Source organism: Labrys okinawensis, assembly GCF_002982075.1.
GTDB classification, from domain to species: Bacteria; Pseudomonadota; Alphaproteobacteria; order Rhizobiales; family Labraceae; genus Labrys; species Labrys okinawensis_A.
In genome coordinates this window covers 75891-93840 of sequence record NZ_PUEJ01000006.1, presented here as the reverse complement: position 1 = coordinate 93840, position 17950 = coordinate 75891, and the positions used below count along the sequence as shown (strand labels likewise).

The 17950-nt window shown below is 64.3% G+C and carries 15 protein-coding genes; 8 read left to right on the top strand and 7 right to left on the bottom strand.

All coding sequences use genetic code 11. The features are described from left to right. Positions 1–51 precede the first annotated feature (51 nt). From trpA to C5L14_RS17470, 3 genes are all read right to left on the bottom strand, one after another. Positions 52–897, bottom strand: coding sequence for a tryptophan synthase subunit alpha (gene trpA / locus C5L14_RS17480; RefSeq protein ID WP_105863347.1), 846 nt, complete (start codon positions 895–897; stop codon positions 52–54). 138 nt (positions 898–1035) lie between these two features. Then, complete coding sequence (gene trpB, locus C5L14_RS17475; RefSeq protein WP_105863346.1) at positions 1036–2253, bottom strand: tryptophan synthase subunit beta; 1218 nt, start codon at positions 2251–2253, stop codon at positions 1036–1038. A gap of 15 nt (positions 2254–2268) precedes the next feature. Next, complete coding sequence (locus C5L14_RS17470) at positions 2269–2925, bottom strand: phosphoribosylanthranilate isomerase (RefSeq protein ID WP_428832638.1); 657 nt, start codon at positions 2923–2925, stop codon at positions 2269–2271. 75 nt (positions 2926–3000) lie between these two features. Between C5L14_RS17470 and C5L14_RS17465 the strand changes: the two genes are divergently transcribed. Next, positions 3001–3468 carry a hypothetical protein gene (locus C5L14_RS17465; protein WP_105863345.1) on the top strand — a complete coding sequence of 156 codons (468 nt, stop codon included), beginning with the start codon at positions 3001–3003 and terminating at the stop codon, positions 3466–3468. 163 nt (positions 3469–3631) lie between these two features. Beyond that, positions 3632–4336 carry a M15 family metallopeptidase gene (locus tag C5L14_RS17460; RefSeq protein ID WP_105863344.1) on the top strand — a complete coding sequence of 235 codons (705 nt, stop codon included), beginning with the start codon at positions 3632–3634 and terminating at the stop codon, positions 4334–4336. Positions 4337–4341: 5 nt separating this feature from the next. Here C5L14_RS17460 and C5L14_RS17455 read toward each other — a convergent pair whose 3' ends face one another. From C5L14_RS17455 to C5L14_RS17445, 3 genes are all read right to left on the bottom strand, one after another. After that, a complete protein-coding gene (locus C5L14_RS17455) occupies positions 4342–5265 on the bottom strand; it encodes an SMP-30/gluconolactonase/LRE family protein (protein WP_105863343.1) in 924 nt (307 codons plus the stop codon). 146 nt (positions 5266–5411) lie between these two features. After that, positions 5412–6506 carry a polyamine ABC transporter substrate-binding protein gene (locus tag C5L14_RS17450; RefSeq protein ID WP_105863342.1) on the bottom strand — a complete coding sequence of 365 codons (1095 nt, stop codon included), beginning with the start codon at positions 6504–6506 and terminating at the stop codon, positions 5412–5414. A gap of 288 nt (positions 6507–6794) precedes the next feature. Further along, positions 6795–8138 carry a glutamine synthetase family protein gene (locus C5L14_RS17445; protein ID WP_245443418.1) on the bottom strand — a complete coding sequence of 448 codons (1344 nt, stop codon included), beginning with the start codon at positions 8136–8138 and terminating at the stop codon, positions 6795–6797. Positions 8139–8254: 116 nt separating this feature from the next. Between C5L14_RS17445 and C5L14_RS17440 the strand changes: the two genes are divergently transcribed. Then, positions 8255–8980: a GntR family transcriptional regulator gene (locus C5L14_RS17440; protein WP_210203255.1), complete on the top strand. Its 726-nt coding sequence runs from the start codon at positions 8255–8257 to the stop codon at positions 8978–8980. A 34-nt stretch (positions 8981–9014) separates the two neighbouring features. On the opposite strand, the gene C5L14_RS17435 is transcribed toward C5L14_RS17440, so the two are convergent. After that, the gene (locus C5L14_RS17435) at positions 9015–10085 is read right to left on the bottom strand and encodes a siderophore-interacting protein (protein WP_105863339.1); all 1071 of its coding nucleotides are present in this window, start codon (positions 10083–10085) and stop codon (positions 9015–9017) included. Positions 10086–10413: 328 nt separating this feature from the next. Here C5L14_RS17435 and C5L14_RS17430 point away from each other — a divergent pair, with 328 nt between their 5' ends. From C5L14_RS17430 to C5L14_RS17410, 5 genes are all read left to right on the top strand, one after another. After that, positions 10414–12756, top strand: a complete 2343-nt coding sequence (locus C5L14_RS17430; protein ID WP_105863338.1) for a TonB-dependent hemoglobin/transferrin/lactoferrin family receptor — start codon at positions 10414–10416, stop codon at positions 12754–12756. A gap of 7 nt (positions 12757–12763) precedes the next feature. Continuing rightward, on the top strand, positions 12764–13495 hold the full coding sequence (locus C5L14_RS17425; RefSeq protein WP_105863337.1) for a hypothetical protein: 732 nt from the start codon (positions 12764–12766) through the stop codon (positions 13493–13495). 15 nt (positions 13496–13510) lie between these two features. Then, the gene (locus C5L14_RS17420; RefSeq protein ID WP_105863336.1) at positions 13511–15205 is read left to right on the top strand and encodes an ABC transporter ATP-binding protein/permease; all 1695 of its coding nucleotides are present in this window, start codon (positions 13511–13513) and stop codon (positions 15203–15205) included. Between the two features lie 139 nt (positions 15206–15344). Beyond that, on the top strand, positions 15345–15896 hold the full coding sequence (locus C5L14_RS17415; RefSeq protein ID WP_181161219.1) for a sterol desaturase family protein: 552 nt from the start codon (positions 15345–15347) through the stop codon (positions 15894–15896). Positions 15897–15994: 98 nt separating this feature from the next. Then, positions 15995–17848 carry a class I SAM-dependent methyltransferase gene (locus C5L14_RS17410; protein ID WP_105863334.1) on the top strand — a complete coding sequence of 618 codons (1854 nt, stop codon included), beginning with the start codon at positions 15995–15997 and terminating at the stop codon, positions 17846–17848. Positions 17849–17950: the final 102 nt, after the last annotated feature.

The window sequence follows — 17950 nt, the reverse complement described above, 5'->3', positions numbered from 1 at the left end:
TGGGCCCCATCCCTTCTCCCGCAAGGGGAGAAGGGCATAGGTATGCGGGCCTTATTTCCTGACGCTGCGGGCGCCCTTGGCGATGTCGCCGACCAGCGCGAGCACGGCCGGGACGGTCTTGTCGGTCGCCTTGTTGTCGGCATCGAGGCTGGTGCGCACCGCTTCCACCAGAGCCGAGCCCACCACCACGCCGTCGGCGCCCTCGGCGATGGCCCGGGCGTGCTCGGCGGTCTTGACGCCGAAGCCGACGCAGACGGGCAGGTCGGTATGCTGCTTGATGCGGCCGACGGCGCCGGCCACCACGCCGAAATCGGGCGTGGCCGAACCGGTGATGCCGGTGATCGAAACATAATAGACGAAGCCGGAGGTGTTCTGCAGCACCTTGGGCAGGCGCTTGTCGTCCGTGGTCGGCGTCGCCAGGCGGATGAAGGCGATGCCGGCCTTCAGCGCCGGCAGGCAGAGCTCATCGTCCTCTTCCGGCGGCAAATCCACCACGATCAGGCCGTCGACCCCAGCCTCCTTGGCATCGACCAGGAAGCGTTCGACGCCATAGATGTAGATCGGGTTGAAATAGCCCATCAGGATGATCGGCGTGGCGTCGTCGCCCGGGGTCTTGTCATTGCCCTTTCGGAATTCGCGGATGACGCCGAGCGTCTTGGTCAGCGTCATGCCCGCCTTGAGGGCGCGCAGGCCCGCGGCCTGGATGGCCGGGCCGTCGGCCATCGGATCGGTGAAGGGCATGCCGAATTCGATGATGTCGGCGCCCGCCGCCGGCAGGCCGGCGAGGATCTCGGCGGAGGTCTCGATATCGGGATCGCCGGCGGTGACGAAAGTCACCAGGGCGGCGCGCCTTTCGGCGGCCAAAGCGGCGAAGCGGGCGGTGAGGCGGCTGGTCATGGGGTCACAAGCTCGGAGCAGGGGGCGGCAGGATGGGATGACGCCCCGGGACCGCCGGCATCCTGCCGGCCTCTTCCGCTCCCACGGGCGCAACGTTTCCAAGAGCCGGCAGGATGCCGGCGGTCCCAGTGAAGAACATCACAGCGACGTTCCCAGAATCTCGGCAACCTGCGGCACGTCCTTGTCGCCGCGGCCGGAGAGATTGACCACCATCAGATGATCCTTGGGCCTGGCAGGCGCGAGCTCGGCCACCTTGGCGAGGGCGTGGGCCGATTCGAGGGCGGGAATGATGCCCTCCAGGCGCGACAGCAGCTGGAAGGCGTCCAGCGCCTCCTGGTCCGTCGCGGACAGATAGGTCGCCCGGCCGATTTCGTGCAGCCAGGAATGCTCCGGCCCGATGCCGGGATAGTCGAGGCCGGCGGAAATGGAATGGGCTTCCTCGATCTGGCCGTCGGCGTCCATCAGAAGATAGGTGCGGTTGCCATGCAGCACGCCGGGGCGGCCGCCGGCGATCGAGGCGGCGTGCAGGCCGGTGAGGCCGTGTCCGGCCGCTTCCACGCCGATGATCTCGACGGAGGGATCGTCGAGGAAGGGATGGAACAGGCCCATGGCGTTGGAGCCGCCGCCGATGCAGGCGATCACGCTGTCGGGCAGGCGCCCTTCGGCCTCCATCATCTGCTCGCGGGTCTCGCGGCCGATGATCGACTGGAAGTCGCGCACCATGCCCGGATAGGGATGGGGGCCGGCCACGGTGCCGATGCAGTAGAAGGTGTCGTGCACATTGGTGACCCAGTCGCGCAGCGCCTCGTTCATGGCGTCCTTGAGCGTCTTGGAGCCGGACTGCACCGGGATGACCTCGGCGCCGAGCATCTTCATGCGGAAGACGTTGGGCGCCTGGCGTTCGACGTCGACGGCGCCCATGTAAACGACGCATTTCAGGCCGAAGCGGGCGCAGAGCGTGGCCGTGGCGACGCCGTGCTGGCCGGCGCCGGTCTCGGCGATGATGCGCGGCTTGCCCATGCGGCGGGCCAGCATGATCTGGCCGAGCACATTGTTGACCTTGTGCGAGCCGGTGTGGTTCAGCTCCTCGCGCTTCAAATAGATCTTGGCGCCGCCGAAATGCTCTGTCAGCCGCTCGGCGAAATAGAGCGGCGAGGGGCGTCCGACATAGGTGGAAAGATGCCCCGCCATCTCCTTGTGGAAGGCCGGGTCCGCCTTGGCCTCCTTATAGGCCGCCTCCAGCGACAGGATCAGCGGCATCAGCGTCTCGGCGACGAAGCGCCCGCCGAACTGTCCGAAATGACCGCGCTCATCGGGTCCGTTGCGGAAGGAATTGAGCTTGGGGGTCTCGGTCATCGTTGCGGCCTGTTGTCAGCGGGATGACGTGAAGCTGGCGCGCGCCGTCTCCACGAAAGCCCTGATCTTGTCGGGGTTCTTCACGCCGGGCCGGTCTTCGACGCCCGACGAGACGTCGACCCCGTCGGGGGTGCTGATGCGGATGGCTTCGGCAACATTGGCGGGATCGAGCCCGCCCGATAGCATGAAGGGCAGGGTGCGGTCGAGATGCTTGAGCAGCGTCCAGTCGAATGTCAGGCCGTTGCCGCCGGGATGGGCGGCATCCTTCGGGGGCTTGGCGTCGAGCAGGAGCCAGTCGGCCACACCGCGATAGGCGGCCGTCCCTTCGAGATCGGTGGCGGCGGAGACGCCGATCGCCTTCAGGACCGGCAGGCCGTAGCGCGCCTTGACGGCGGCCACGCGCTCCGGACTTTCCCTGCCGTGCAACTGCAGGGCGTCGGGAGCGAGTGCGGCGACGATCGCATCGAGCCTGATATCGTCGGCATCGACGGAGAGGGCGGTCTTGCGGGCGCGGCCCGACACCTGCGCGCCCAGCTGCGCCGCCAGATCATAACCGATATGGCGGGGCGATTTCTCGAAGAACACGAAGCCGACCATGTCGGCGCCGGCAGCGAGCGCCGCTTCCAGCGTTTCGGGGGTGGAGAGGCCGCAGATCTTGATCAATGCCATAATCAGGTCGAGATAGTTGCATCCGGCGCGCAATGCCAGTGAAATTACAGGCAGCATAGAGTCGGGGAGAGCAGGGGAATGTTCCCGAAAGGGCTGTTTATTGGCGTTTTGACCGCGCTGGCCGGTCTGGCAGGCATCGCTGGGCCTGCCTCGGCGGCGCTGTGCTATGCCCGCGACTATGATACGGCCCATTTGGTCAAGCATGTCGACCAGCGCGTCACCCGCATCACCGTGCGCCTCCTGGCCGACAATGGCTCGGGCATCGGGGTCGGCCTGTGGTTCCGGGGCGACAAGCGTCAATGGTGGGCGGGCGGCGGCTGCCGGCAGCAGGGAGCTGTGTTTTCCTGCAAGCTCGACGGTGACGGCGGCGCGCTCACGGCGACGCAGAATGCCAAAGGCATCCGTCTCGACGTCCCCGCTGCCGGCCTGCAGGTTGAGCATCCCGATGCCCAGGGCAATGCCAGCTTCCAGGTGGTCGACGGGCCCGAGCATCGGGTTTTCCTGCTCTGGCCGGCGCCGGAGGCGACATGCGAGCCGCAGAATTGAGGGCTGGCCACCATCCCTCATCCCCTGCCGGGACCTTCTCCCGCAAGGGGAGAAGGAAGCAAATAGGTTGAGGCCATTGATTGCGTCGATCGCTCTTCGTCCCCCTCGGAACATGACCAACAAAATCCCTTCTCCCCTTGCGGGAGAAGGTCCCGGCAGGGGGATGAGGGGAGCAGCACTTCCCTCGTTTCTGCTGACGACCATCATCGCCATCAGCCTATTCTCTGCGCCCGCCCTTGCTGCCGACCTGCCGCCCGGCTTCGTGCGCCTGGCCGACATTGCCCCCGGCATCCGCCAGGATATGCGCTATGCCGGTTCGCATAATTTCGTCGGCCGGCCTGTCGCCGGCTATGAAAGCCCGGCCTGCTGGCTCAAGCGCGAGGTGGCGCAGGCGCTGGCCGCGACGGCCCGCGACCTCGAGAAGCGCCAGTGGCGGCTCGTCGTCTATGATTGCTACCGGCCCAAGCGCGCCGTTGCCGATTTCGTCGCCTGGGCCGGGGATGCCGCGGACCAGCGGACCAAGTCCGAGTTCTATCCCCGCACGCCGAAGTCGAGGTTGTTCGCGCTCGGCTATGTCGCGCGCACATCGATGCATTCGAAGGGCATCGCCGTCGATGTCGGAGCGGAACAGGTCGATGCGGCCGGGCGGGCCGCCCCTCTCGATTTCGGCGGTGGCTTCGATCTGTTCGACGAGACGTCCTGGACCGCGAGCAAGGCGGTCCCGGCCGAAACCGCCGCCAATCGCCGAATCCTGGCTGCTGCCTTCGCCGCCCATGGCCTCGTCAATTACGCCCGGGAATGGTGGCATTTCAGCCTGCCCGGCGCCGCTGGGGCGCCGGGTTATGACGTGGTGATCAGGGAGCCCTGAGCCCGTTATTTCTTCGGCCGCTTGGCGCCCTGGGTGTTCAGATACACCGCATAGAGAGACGTGGTGCCGCAGATATAGAGGCGGTTGCGCTTGGGGCCGCCGAACTCGACATTGGCGACGACTTCGGGGATGAGCACCTTGCCGAGCAGCGTGCCGTCGGGGGCATAGCAGATCACGCCTTCGCCCGACGAGGTCCAGACATTGCCGTGGATGTCGACGCGCAGGCCGTCGAACAGGCCGGCCGGGGAGGTGGCGAAGACCTCGCCGCCCGAGAGCGTGATGCCGTCCGCGCCGACGTCGAAGACGCGGATATGGCGCGGGCCGTCCTCGACATGGGTGGCGCCGGTGTCGACGATGTAGAGCCTGGATTCGTCGGGCGAGAAGGCTAGGCCGTTCGGCTTGACGAAGTCGGTGGCCACCGCCTGCAGCTTTCCGCCGCGCGCAGGGATGCGATACACATAGGACGCGCCGATCTCGGAGGGAGCGGCATCGCCCTCATATTCGGAATCGATGCCATAGGTCGGGTCGGTGAACCAGATGGAGCCGTCCGACTTCACCACCGCGTCATTGGGCGAGTTCAGGCGCTTGCCCTCATATTTGTCGGCGAGGATGGTGCGGCTGCCGTCATGCTCGATGCGGCTGACGCAGCGCCCGCGATGCTCGCAGGCGATCAGCCGGCCCTCGCGGTCGACGGTGTGCCCGTTCTGGTTGCGGCTGTCATGGTCATAGACCGAGACCGAACCGTCCGTCTCGTCGTAGCGCATCAGCCGGTTGTTGGGGATGTCGGACCAGATCAGATATTTGCCGGCCGGAAAATAGGCGGGCCCCTCCGCCCAGCGCGTACCCGTATAGAGCTTGTCGAGCTGGGAGTTGCCGAAGATGAGCGCCTTGAAGCGCGGATCGACGACCACGAATTCCTTGGGGAGCATGTCGGTTCCTCGTTCGTTTTGGTTGGCCGCATGGAACGACAATTGCCCGGCAAAATCAATTCATCGGACAAAAGAAAACGGCGCGGAAACCGCGCCGTTTGAGATCCCTCCAGTGTGCCGGAATTCCGGCGCGCATTGGTATCGGTTCACTGGCCCGTCTTGACCCGGGTCCAGGTGCGGGTGACCAGTGTCTGGACCTTGGCCGCGTAGGGTTGCACGGTGTAGGTCTTGGCCAGCATCTCGTCGTTGAGATAGATCTGCGGATTGTCGGTGATCGCCTTGTCGACCAGGGGCTTGGCCGCCAGCACGCCGGAGGCGAACTTGGTGGCATCGGCATTCTTGGCGGCGACGTCCGGACGGATCATGTAGTTGATGAAGGCATGGGCCGCGTCGACATGCTTGGCGTCCTTGGGAATGGCCATGGTGTCCATCGACATCAGCGTGCCTTCCTTGGGCACGACATAGTCGACCTTCACGCCGTTCTTGGCTTCCTCGGCGCGCGCCTTGGCCTGGTAGGTATCGCCGGCCCAGCCGATGGCCAGGCAGATGTCGCCGTTGGCGAGCGCGTTGATATATTCGGACGAGTGGAACTTCTTCACATAGGGCCGGACGGATTCGAGCAGCTTGCCGGCGGCCTCGATGTCCTTCTTGTCGGTCGAGCCTGGTTCCTTGCCGAGATATTTCAGGGCGGCGGTCAGGACGTCCTCGGGGCTGTCGAGGAAATAGACGCCGCAATCCTTGAACTTGGCGAGGTTCTCGGGCTTGAACACCACGTCCCAGCTGTTCAGCGGCTTGTCGCCATAGACGGCCTTGGCCTTGTCGACATTATAAGCGATGCCCGTGGTGAACCAGGTGTAGTCGACGAGGTATTCGTTGCCAGGATCGTAAACCGCAAGATTTTCCATGATCTTGGGCCACAATTCCTTGTAGTTCGGCAGTTTGGACTTGTCCAGCTTCTGGAATACGCCGGCCTTGATTTGGCGCGATGCGAAGGTCGCAGAGGGGAAGACGACGTCATAGCCGGAATTGCCGGCGAACAATTTGGTTTCCAGCACTTCATTGGAATCCATGGTGTCGTAGACCACCTTGATCCCGGTTTCCTTGGTGAAATCTTCGAGCACGGTCGGGCCAATGTAATCCGACCAGTTATAGACGTTGACGACCTTGTCCTCGGCCATGGCCTGGCCCGCGAGCAATGCCACGGCCGTGGCCGCGAGAGCCAGTTTCTTGAAGGCTGACATCGGGAACACCTCCTCTGGGTGAGCGCCGCGCATTCCCGGACGCGACGCTGTCGTGCGAAAGCTAGAACTCCTGCTGAATCTGCTCAAGCCTTCCGAAGGGTTTTTCGTGATGTTTAATGAGGCAGAAGCAGTTCGGGACAGGAGCGGATGTTCAAGGCGGTCCATGCCAAAGGCTGTAGTCTTGACCGTCTCGAGGGGTGGATCCGTCATCCCCGGCCTCGCCGGAAGCGGCAGGAAGGGACGGCGGACGGAACTTCATGGCCGCCGGTCGAATGCGGGCGAGCCGTTCTATAGATAGGTTTCGTACTCCAGGCTTGAGATCCGGCGCTCGAACTCGGCGCATTCGAGTTCCTTCATCACCGCATAGATTTCGGCGAAATGCGCGCCGAAATGCCGGCGGGCGAAGTCCGAGGCCCGGAACAGGGCGACGGCTTCCTGCATCGAACCCGACAGCCGGGGGGCGCCGAGATCATAGGCATTGCCGATGATCGGCTCGGGGGCCGGCATCTTCGTCTCCATGCCTTCGTGCATCGCCGCCAGGATGGCGGCGAGGACGAGATAGGGATTGGCGTCGGCGCCGGCGATGCGGTGCTCGATGCGGGTGGCGGCCGGGCTGCCATTGGGGATGCGCACGGCCACCGAGCGGTTGTCATAGCCCCAGGTCAGCGAGACCGGCGCATAGGAACCCGGCATCAGGCGGCGGAAGCCGTTATAGCTCGATACGAACAGCAGCGCCGTCTCGGGCATATGGGTCAGCATGCCGCCGACGGCATGGCGCAGGGTTTCGGCGCCGGTATCGGGCTTGGCGAAGACATTGGCGCCTTCGGCATCGAGAAGGCTGGCATGGATGTGCATGCCGGAGCCGGCGGTGTCGAGATAGGGCTTGGGCATGAAGCTGGCGCGCAGGCCGTGCTTGCGCGCCACGCCCTGAATCATCCGGCGCAGCAGCACGGCGTCGTCGGCCGCCGCCATGGCATCGTCGCGATGGTAGAGATTGATTTCGAACTGACCCGGAGCGGCCTCGGAAATCACCGAATCCGCCGGCAACCCCTGGATCTTGGCCGCCTCGCGCATCTCCTGGATCACCGGCGCGAAGGTGTCGAGATCGGAGATCGAATACATGTTCTGGCGGGCGGGGCCGGTGTCGCGGTGGAACACCGTCTTGGGTGTCTCGCCCGGTTCGCCGCCGCCCTGCAGCAGGTAGAATTCGAGTTCGAAAGCCACCACCGGCTTGAGGCCGCGGGCGGTGAACTTGTCGAGCTGGGCCTTGAGGATATGGCGCGGATCGAGCATCCAGGGTCGGCCATCCGGCAGATACATCGAGATCAGCGCCTGCATGGCGGGTTGGGGAGACCAAGGCACCGGCTTGAGCGTGCCGGGAACCAGGCGGCACAGGCCGTCCTTGTCGCCGGTCTCGATGTGGATGCCGGTTTCCTCGACCTCGCGTCCCCAGACATCGAGGCCGAACATCGATTGCGGCATCGCCACCCCGTCCTTGAGGACCTTGTCGATCGCCGAACCGGGCAGCCATTTGCCGCGGAGAATGCCGTTGGTATCGGGAAGCAGCACTTCGATGACGTCGACTTGCGGGGCTGGAGACAAGCCTGCCGCCTCGCCGGCGAGTTTGTTCACGCCGTGCGTTTGGAATCCCATGGTACACCGGGGTTGTGAATGCGTCGCATCTTGACGCATCCTTCATCTGGACTAATTGTGATCACAAATTTGTGCCATGTCAAATGGAGTCCGTTTTGCCCAAGCCGAGTTCGCCCAAGCCGAGTTCGCCCACGCCGAGTTCGAAGTCGAGTTCGCCGAAGCCGGGCAGCAGCGAGCCCGCCGGCAAACTGGCGCCCGTGCATGACAAGGTCTATGCGGCGATCCGCAGCGGCCTGGTCGGCGGGCAATTCGTCCCGGGCCGGGCCGTGACCCTGCGCGGCCTGGCCGAGATGCTCGGCGTCAGCCCGATGCCCGTCCGCGCCGCGGTGACGCGATTGGTCACCGAAGGCGCCCTGACCCTGACCGCGACGCGCCGGGTCAGCGTTCCCGTGATGACGCCGGCCCGCTTCGAGGAACTGGTGCGCGTGCGCATGCTGCTGGAAGGGGAAGCCGCCGAAAGGGCGCTGCCCGCCATCGACGCCGAACGCCTCGCCGCCATCAGGGCGCATGACGACGAGGTCGAGCGCTGCCTCGCCGAAGACGATGCCGAAGGCTATATGCGAGCCAACCACGCCTTCCATTTCGCCATCTATACGGCGGTGCCCTCTTCGGTGCTGCTGCCCCTGATCGAGACGCTCTGGCTGCAATTCGGCCCGTTCATGCGGCTGGTCTATGAGGACCTCGACATGAGCGGGCTCGTCGATCAGCACCATCGCGCCATCATTGCGATCGAGCGGGGCGACGCCAAGGGCCTGCGCGACGCCATCGAGGCCGATATCGGTGATGGCATGCGCATCATCGGCAAGACGGCGCTGGGCTGAGCAGGCTTGGCAAGCGGTGCGCCGTATCGCTGCTTCAGTGGCCAGGTTCGCCGCGATGCCAGTAGGCGACGGCGCTGACGGCATGTTTGGGAAGCCGCAGGACCTGGCGCCAATGGTGGCGCAGACGCCGTGCCGTCTCCGCTTCCGCGCCGAGCCAGCACTGGAAACGGCCTTCGGAGGGAAGGGGCGCCGCGATGGCCGCCTCGGCCAGGAGGTCGCTCTCGCCGGCCGGCCGCCCCCGCCTCAGCAGCCATTTGAGTTCGACGCCTGCCGGCGGCACGAGGGCCTGGATCTCGTCGGCATCCGCCACCTCGATCAGGGCCAGCCCGCGCGCTTGGGCAGGCATGGCCTCGAAGATACGGGCAATCGCGGGAATGGCCGTCTCGTCGCCGGCGATCAGGTACCAGTCGGCCTCGTCGATCTCGCCGCCGCCAGGCCCGATCATGCCGACGATGTCGCCGGGCATGGCCCGTGCGGCCCAACCCGAGGCAATGCCTGCATCGCCGTGCAGCACGAAATCGACGTCGATCTCGCCTGCTGCCGCGTCGATGCGCCGGATCGTGTAGAGGCGTTGTGTCGGCCGGCGTTCTTCCGGCGGCCAGGTGCGGCGCCCGTTCTTGGCAGGGCGAGGCCATTCCGGCTTGTCCAGCCCTGCCGGCGGAATGAGTAGGCGGATATGGATGCCATCCCGCGTGAAGCGCTGAAGATCCTCCCCGGCAAGGGTGATGCGACGGATCAGCGGCGTCACCTGAGCGACCCGCCTGACCTGCATCTCGCGAAGGCCGGGTAGAACGGTAATATCACACCCGTCGCCCGTCCACGCCAGTTCGGGCTTTTCGGCCTGTGCCGCCTTTTCGAGGCGCAGACTCAGCATGAATTTGAGAGCCGACAGGCCCTGTTCCGTCGCGGCCTCGGCGCGGATCGTCAGTTCGCCCGGACGCGCGGCGAGATAGGCGGTTCCCCGCCCGCGCGGCAGCTCGACTTGAGCAGTTTCCCCTGTGCGCCTGGTGGGAAACTCGTCCGTCTCGAAGTCGTTGCAAATTGAATTCAAGTATTCATTTCCAAGACTTGTCTCGATGCGAAGCTCGGAATTCAGGATGCTCATGGCGATATATCTCGGTGGGGAAAGCTGTCGGCAAGCCGTCACTCTCCTATCGTGACTCAGAAAATGATTCAATATCAATATTTTAGATGAATTAAAACCTGTGCAGCAACGGATGTTCGCGAGGCCTGGCGACGATTGCGGCCAAGGATCGAACGTTAGTATGCCAAATTGTGCAGTTTGAAGTTTTTCCGAATAAACTGTGTACTAAGTGTGCTTGTTTTTTTTGCATATATTGGAATTTTTATAATTATCGTACAATTTATTATTTTGTGTTGATTCATGTTGCTTGTATCGTGTTTATGCCCTCGGGGTTTACTTGGGGGTTGAAATGGAGACGAGGATCATCGTGGCGGCAGGCCTCCTTCTGGCAGGCTGTGCAATGGCGGCCCGGGCGCAGGAGGCCGAGCCGCGGCAAGACCATCCCGCCGCTCCGGCGCCAGCGGCGCAAGCCGGCACTGACGAGCCGGTGATGCTGGAGCCGGTTACCGTTGTGGCGGAGCGCGCCAAGCGCCAGCTTCTCGACGTTCCGGCCACCGTGACGGTGATTTCGGACAAGGAGCTGAAGTCGCATATGGTGCGCGACATCGATGACCTCACCCGCTACGAACCGGGCATCACCGTCGGCCGCAACAGTTCGAGCACGGATCCCTTCGGCGGCAATGGCGGCTTCACCATCCGCGGCGTGGGTGGCAACCGCATCCAGATGCGCGTCGACGGATCGCGCATCCTCGACGGCAACACCGACGGCACGCGCGACTTCGTCGACCTGCCCTTCATCAAATCGGTCGAGATCATTCGCGGGCCTGCCTCGGCGCTTTACGGCACCGACGCGGTCGGCGGCCTGGTTGCCTTCACCACCAGGGACCCTGCCGATGTCATCAAGGAGGGGCGCAGTTGGGGGCTGGAAGCGAGCACCAATTTCGACAGCTACAACAAGGCGCTGGTGAATACCGTCCTCGGCGCCTGGCGGGTCTCTCCCAATCTCGAGATCCTGCTGGGTTATTCGGTCAAGAAGGCGAGCGAGGCCAAGCTCTCACGCGCCCGGGCCGATGGCGGCCGCTATGGCTGCCCGCGCTGGGTCGAATACGGCGCCATCGATTGCGGCAGCTTCAACCCGCTGGACGAACTCGGACAGAACTTCCTCGCCAAGATCGTCTGGCGGCCCACCGAATCACTGGAGCTGAAGCTCACCGGCGAGATCTTCGATCGCAACAGGGATGCCGATATCCTGTACAATCGTGGGCCGGTCACGGTGCGCACGCCCGCCAATCCCAATCCGCCGCAGCTGCCTTTCATTCATTCCTACACGGCCGACCAGAAATTGACGCGCTACCGCATCGCACTCGACGGCCTGTGGAAGTCCGACTACGCCTTCGCAGACCAGATACGCTGGAACATCACCTGGTCGCCGCAGCGTCGCGAGGTCACCGGCCGCGAACACCGCACCCTCGCCAATGGCAATCAGCAATATCAGGACAATGTCACCGAGTTCGGGCAGCGCTTCCTGCAGGCCGGCCTGCAGATCGATTCGTCCTTCAAGCTCGGGCGCAGCGACCATAAGCTGGTCTGGGGCTTCGACGGCGAATATGGCTACACCGACTATGTCCGCAATCGCACCACGCGCGTGTTCACCCCGGGGGGCGTACCGGTCTCCAACACCACCGTCGTGCCCTATACCTGGAACTTCGCCGATTCCAACACCAAGCGGCTCGACGCCTTCGTGCAGGACGAGATCAGCCTGCTGGACGGCAAGCTTCTGCTGACCCCGGCGCTGCGCTATTCCTGGAACCAGATCACGCCCAAGCCCAAATCGGACTACCGGCCAGTGCCGGGCTATGTGCTCAGGCAGCGCGACGAGGCGGCGCTGACCAAGAAACTCGGCATCATCTACAAGCTCGACGAGACCTATTCGGTGTTCGGCCTCTATGCCGAAGGCTTCCGCATGCCCAACGCCGAGCAGCTCTATACCGGCTCCTCCTCGGGCCAGCCGGACAACAATCTCGTGCCGGCGCCGAACCTGAAGCCGGAGCGGGTCCGTTCCTTCGAGGCGGGACTGCGCGGGCGCTATGGCTGGGGTTATTTTTCTCTATCCGCCTTCCATGCCGACTACACCAACTTCATCCAGAATTTCGTGGAGATACCGGCCAGTTCGGGGAACGGGCTCGACTATACCTGGGCCAACCGCGCCAAGGTCCGGCTGAGCGGCATCGAAGGTTCCGCCGAGGTGCAATGGGCCGAACACTGGAGTTCCAGCCTCAGCCTCACCTATCAGTACGGCGACCAGAAGACGACGCGCGACGCGCCCTGGACCCCGTTCAACGGCGCCAGCCCCTTCACCGCCGTCGCCAGCCTGCGCTGGACCAGGCCGGAGCAAGGGCTGGAAGTCGAGATGATCGGTACCTTCGCTTCCAAGGTCAGCCGTGCCAGCGCTCCCGATATCTTCAAGCCCGGCGGCTATGCCGTCTTCGACCTTCTGGGCAGCTGGAAGCCGACCGAGAACGTCACGCTAAGGGCCGGCGTCTTCAACATCGCCGATACGCGCTATTTCCGCTGGCCGATGCCGACCACCTATAGCCGGACGGCGAGTTCCAACGTTGCCTTCTCCAATCCGCTCGAATTGCAGACCGCCGCCGGCCGCACGTTCAAGCTCGGCGCCAACATCACCTTCTGAGGGCATCATGAGTCAGCAAAGACTGCAGCGCGAGCGCCTGCTGCATCCGGCCGCCGATGTGCTGGAGGCGGTGGGACGCCTCGGCCGGGTGATGCTCACCACCAGCCGGGGCGGCGCCACGCATGAGCGCATGGGCACGGTGGAGCGGGTCGTACGCTCGGGCCTCGGCATCCGGCTGGTCGGGGCGGCCCATGATGCCGAGATCGACGCGGCGGCGCTCGGCGCCGTCATCCTCGATCGGACCGGCCGCATGAAGGACAAGGCGCTGCCGCGTCTGGATTTCCACGGCAGGGACGGTGCGGTGCTGTTCAGCCTGGTCGGCCTCGATGGACTCGAGCCTTTCGATGCGGGCATCGCCGACCTGCGCGGCATGCCGGCCGAGGCGGCGGTGCCTGCCGCGCCGGCGGAGCGCGGCGAAATGGCCGAGGCCGACCCCGGCGCCATCCCTTTCGAAGTCGCCCGCTGCGCCGGTGTGCCCGTCGGCATCGAGTTGCAGCGCGAGGGGCTTCGGCAGGCCTGGTCCGGCATCATCGAGGCGGTCAAGCCGGCCATGGGCTTCATCAATGTGATGCAGCCCGATTTCCACCTGCATCTGCGCGCCGGGGCCGTGGCGGCCTGGCGCATGCGGGCGGGCCGGGCCGGAGCGGGCGGGGTGGAACTGCTGGCGGAAAATGCCGGGGGCGACTGGATCGGGCTGGTGGTGCGCGGCCCGGAGGCTGCCCTGATGCGCCGGAACTGAACGAAGGTTGATTCGATGCCACCGATCCTGCACCAGATGGGGCGATTGCTGCGCCTCTGCGTCACCGGGCCAGGCGGCTGGGCCGGCCTGGCCCTCCTCCTCGTCGTGCTCGGCCTCAATCTCGGCGGCGTCTATGTCAGCCTGTTGATGATCGACTGGACTGCCCAGTTCTTTGGGGCCCTCGAAAAACGCGATGCCGGCGCGGCGGTCGGTCAGATCGGCGTATTCGGCCTGCTGATCGCAATCGGCGCGGTGATCCATCTGTCGGCCGTCTATCTGCGCAAGAGCGTGCAGATCCGTTGGCGGCGCGCGCTGACTTCGGCCGCGCTCGACCGCTGGCTCGGCAACAGGACCCATGTGCGCCTGCGCCACGCCGCCGCCGCGCCCGACAATCCCGACCAGCGTATCGCCGAGGATTGCCGGCTCTTCGTCGACAAGTTCACCGAGGAAGGGCTGGAACTGGTCTCCAATCTGGTGGGACTGGTTTCCTATGTCGCTCTGCTATGGTCCCTGTCCTCCTTCCCGCTCGCCTTCACCTTGTTCGGTGTGGCGGTGGAAATTCCGCGTTACATGGTGTGGGTGGCCCCACTCTATGTGCTGGTCGCCTGCGGGCTCACCCATTGGCTCGGCCGTCCCCTGCTGCGGCTCAACATGCAGCAGCAGAGCCGGGAGGCCGATTTTCGTTTCGCGCTCGCAAGGCTGCGCGAATCCTCCGACGCCGTGGCGCTCATGGAAGGGGAGGCGGCCGAACGGCGCCTGCTCGATGCCCGCTTTGGCGCCATCATGGGCAATTGGCGGGCCTTGATGAACCGCGATCTCATCCTCGGCTGCTTCACCCGGCCCTATCACACCACCGTGCTGCGCATTCCCTTGTTCCTGGCCCTGCCGGCCTATCTTGCCGGGCATGTCGCACTGGGCGGGCTGATGAAGCTCGCTTCCGCCTTCCAGAACGTGGTCACCACCCTGTCCTGGTTCATCTTCTCCTACCGCGACCTGGCTGAACTCGCCGCCGCCATCCGCCGTCTCGACGGCTTCCTCGATGCCCTCGGCCGGGCCGCGGAGCGCGAGGGCGTCCGGACCGGCAGGAGCGGGCTCGATCATCTTTCCATCCAAGGCCTCGCCTTGGCCACGCCCGAAGGCCGTCCCCTCAACATCCTGTCGGATATGAGATTGGAGAGGGGCGAGAATGCCTGGCTGGCCGGCGCGTCTGGCCTCGGCAAGAGCACCCTGATCAAGGCGATGGCCGGCCTGTGGCCACATGGCGAGGGACGGGTAACCCTGCCGGCCGGCAGGCGGATCGCCTTCCTGCCGCAGGCGGTCTATCTGCCTCTCGCGGATCTGCGTACCATCCTCGCCTATCCGCAAGATCCCGGGGCACTGCCGCGGCAAGCCTATGCCGAGGCGCTCGAACTTGTCGGCCTCGAGCATCGGCTGCCGGGTCTCGACGATGGCGAGCCGCCGCTCGGCCTTTCCGGCGGCGAGCAGCAGCGCCTGGCTCTGGCCCGGCTGATCCTGTCGCGGCCGGACTGGGCCGTGCTGGACGAGCCGACCAGCGCCCTCGACGCCGCCGCCGAGGCGCAATTGTTCTCGGCGCTGCGGGGCGCGCTGCCGCAGACCAGCTTCGTCGTGGTGGCGCATCGCGAGCCGGCCGGCCTGGGGCCGCTGCGGCGAATCGAGCTTGAGCCGCACAGGCTGGAGGCCGCCTCATAGAGAGGCATGATTTTTGCTTTGTTCACCCGCGACGAGAGAGGGCCGAGCGCGCTGCTAGGACGCAGCACTTTGTCCTCAAACTGTCGCAATCGCGGAGAAATATGCTCTAGCTTCCAAAGTGCATCGAATGGTGAAGCGCATGCGTTTGAACAAAATTCTCTATTTTGGCGATTTTGTACTCTGCCCTGCTGCGGCCTTCGGCCTGCTTCTCTTGACTCTTCTGCAGCATGACGCCACCGCCGCCGGCATCTGGGCGATGGCATTCGTGCTGGGCTGCATCGGCTGGACTTTCGTGGAATATGCCGTGCATCGCTGGGTTTATCACGCGGTACCCTTCTTCGACCGCATGCACGATGCCCATCATCAAGAGCCCAAGGGCATGATCGGAGCGCCGTCTTTCTTGAGCGTCGGCGTGATTTTCCTGGTGTTCTACTTGCCGCTCTATTTCGCCAGCCAGGCCTTTGCCGGCGGCTTTACCAGCGGCATCCTGCTGGGCTATGTCGCCTATATGCTGGTGCATCACGCCTCCCATCACTGGTCGCCGCAGCCGGGCAGTCTGCTCTATCGCCTGCGCTTGGCGCATATGGTGCATCATTATCGCGGCGAGGAAGGCAATTACGGCGTGGTCACCTCGTTCTGGGACCATATCTTCTCCACCTATGTCGAACCGCAGCGGCGGCGCGCATCCTGATCGGGCAGGCGGTTGGCCCGGCGATCCCGTCAAATCGCGAAACGCTTCGTATTCCGGCATTGATCAGGCCGGCGCCGGTCGCGTAGGGTCGGGATCCCATGCCCAATCTCGTACACGACATTGTCCGCTACCAGAACAAGCGCGGCGGCGCCCACCGAGCCGGTACCCTTACGACGTGGCCGCTCGAGCGTATGGAATATTATCTGAAGGATCACTTCAAAGGGCAGCCGCTACGCTCCGTCGAAACGGGTTGCGGTGCCTCCACGATATTGTTCTCCCATTACGCGCAAGAGCACACCGCCTATTGTTACGACGACAGGGCCGAGGAGAATTCGAGCGTCAATTTCGCGCTCGGATTTCCGGGACAGAAGAAGAATGTGAACTGGATCTTCGGGCCGACGCAGCGGACGATTTTCAGCAACCCGCTTCAGCATGACGTCGACATCGTCCTGATCGATGGCCCCCACGGCTATCCGTTTCCGGAATTGGAGTATTTTGCCTTCTACCAGCACCTCAAGGTCGGCGGCATCCTGATCCTCGACGACATCCACATCCCGACGATCAACAATCTCTATCGGTTCCTGATGCAGGACGACGGCTTCCACCCGCAGGGGCTCGCCGGAGCGACGGCCTATTTTCAGCGGAGCGCCAGCCCCGCCTTCAACATGGAAGGCGATGATTGGTGGCTGCAGCGCTACAATGTACAGAAGTTCCCCGCGCGCCGATTCGATCGCATCGAGGAAAATTTCAAGCTCCCTGTTAGAATCGACTTCCAGGGAAAGCTCAATGAACCGCCGCCATTCCTGGCACGCGGCTTTTCGCTTCAGAACGGGCGGCCCGTGACGGAGGGATACACCTCGCTGATCCAGTTGAAACTCGGGCTGAAGGCACCGACGAAGCTGACCTTCGATATCGAACTGAGGCCGATCGGTGTCAGCGAGCGGCGTAAGCAGTTGTCGGAGCAGCCGGGCTTCGGCGTGGTCGTCGACAACAGCGAGATCGGCTCCTACGACTTCGAGGGCGCTGGCCGGCGGAGGATACGCTTCGAGGCACAAACCCGGGGCAGCGACGTCGTCGAAGTGGAATTCCGGCATCATGGCCTCATGGCGGGCAACGCCCTGCCCGATTGGGAGAAGTCGGAATCCTTCGACAATCGTTATCCCAATTTCTGGCTCGATTCGATCGATGTCGCTTTGGATGATCGGCTTGATGTCAGGCCCAATCTCATCAGCCGTGTCGACGGCAGCGTGATATCGTTCGATTACAAGGCCGAGCGCGTGAGCTTCCTCGTCAATGACGAGGCTGATTCGGTGCAGGCCTTCCATGCCAGCGGACAATTCTACGAAGCCGAGGAACTCGAACGCATTCGAGCGCGCCTTCCTGACAATGCCGGCATCCTCGATGTCGGCGCGCATCTCGGCAACCACACGGTCTTCCTCGGCAAATTCGCCGACGCCCGCATGATCGTCCCGATCGAGCCGCAACCGGGGGCCGCGGCCTGCCTGCGCATCAATTGCGCCTTGAACCGGCTGACCAATGTCGACCTCTCCTATCTCGGCATTGCCCTGAGCGATCAGGCCGGCACCGGGCAGACCTTCACCCACAGCAAGCACAATACGGGCGGCACGGTGATCCGGCAGGCCGACGAAGGCCCGGTGCAGATCGCCAGGGGGGACGATCTCTTCGCCGGGCATGACTTCGATTTCATCAAGATCGATGTCGAGGGCATGGAGTTGAAGGTGCTGGGCGGGCTTGAAGCCACCATACAGCGTTGCCGCCCGATCCTGTTCGTCGAGGTCACCGAGGCCAACGAGGCCCAGTTTCGCCGTCTCGTCCGGGACTGGAACTATGCGGTCCTGTGGTCCGGCCAGACCTATCCCAAGCTCACCAATTTTATGCTCGAACCCGGCAAGCCGGCCAAACCGGCCAGGCGATGGTTCTGGCGGTCATAGAGAAGGCGGGCTCTTCAATTTAGGTTGCGCTGCCCCTCACCCTTCCCCTCGCCCCGCAAGAGGCGGGGCGAGGGGAAGGGTGAGGGGCAGCGCAAACGTTTT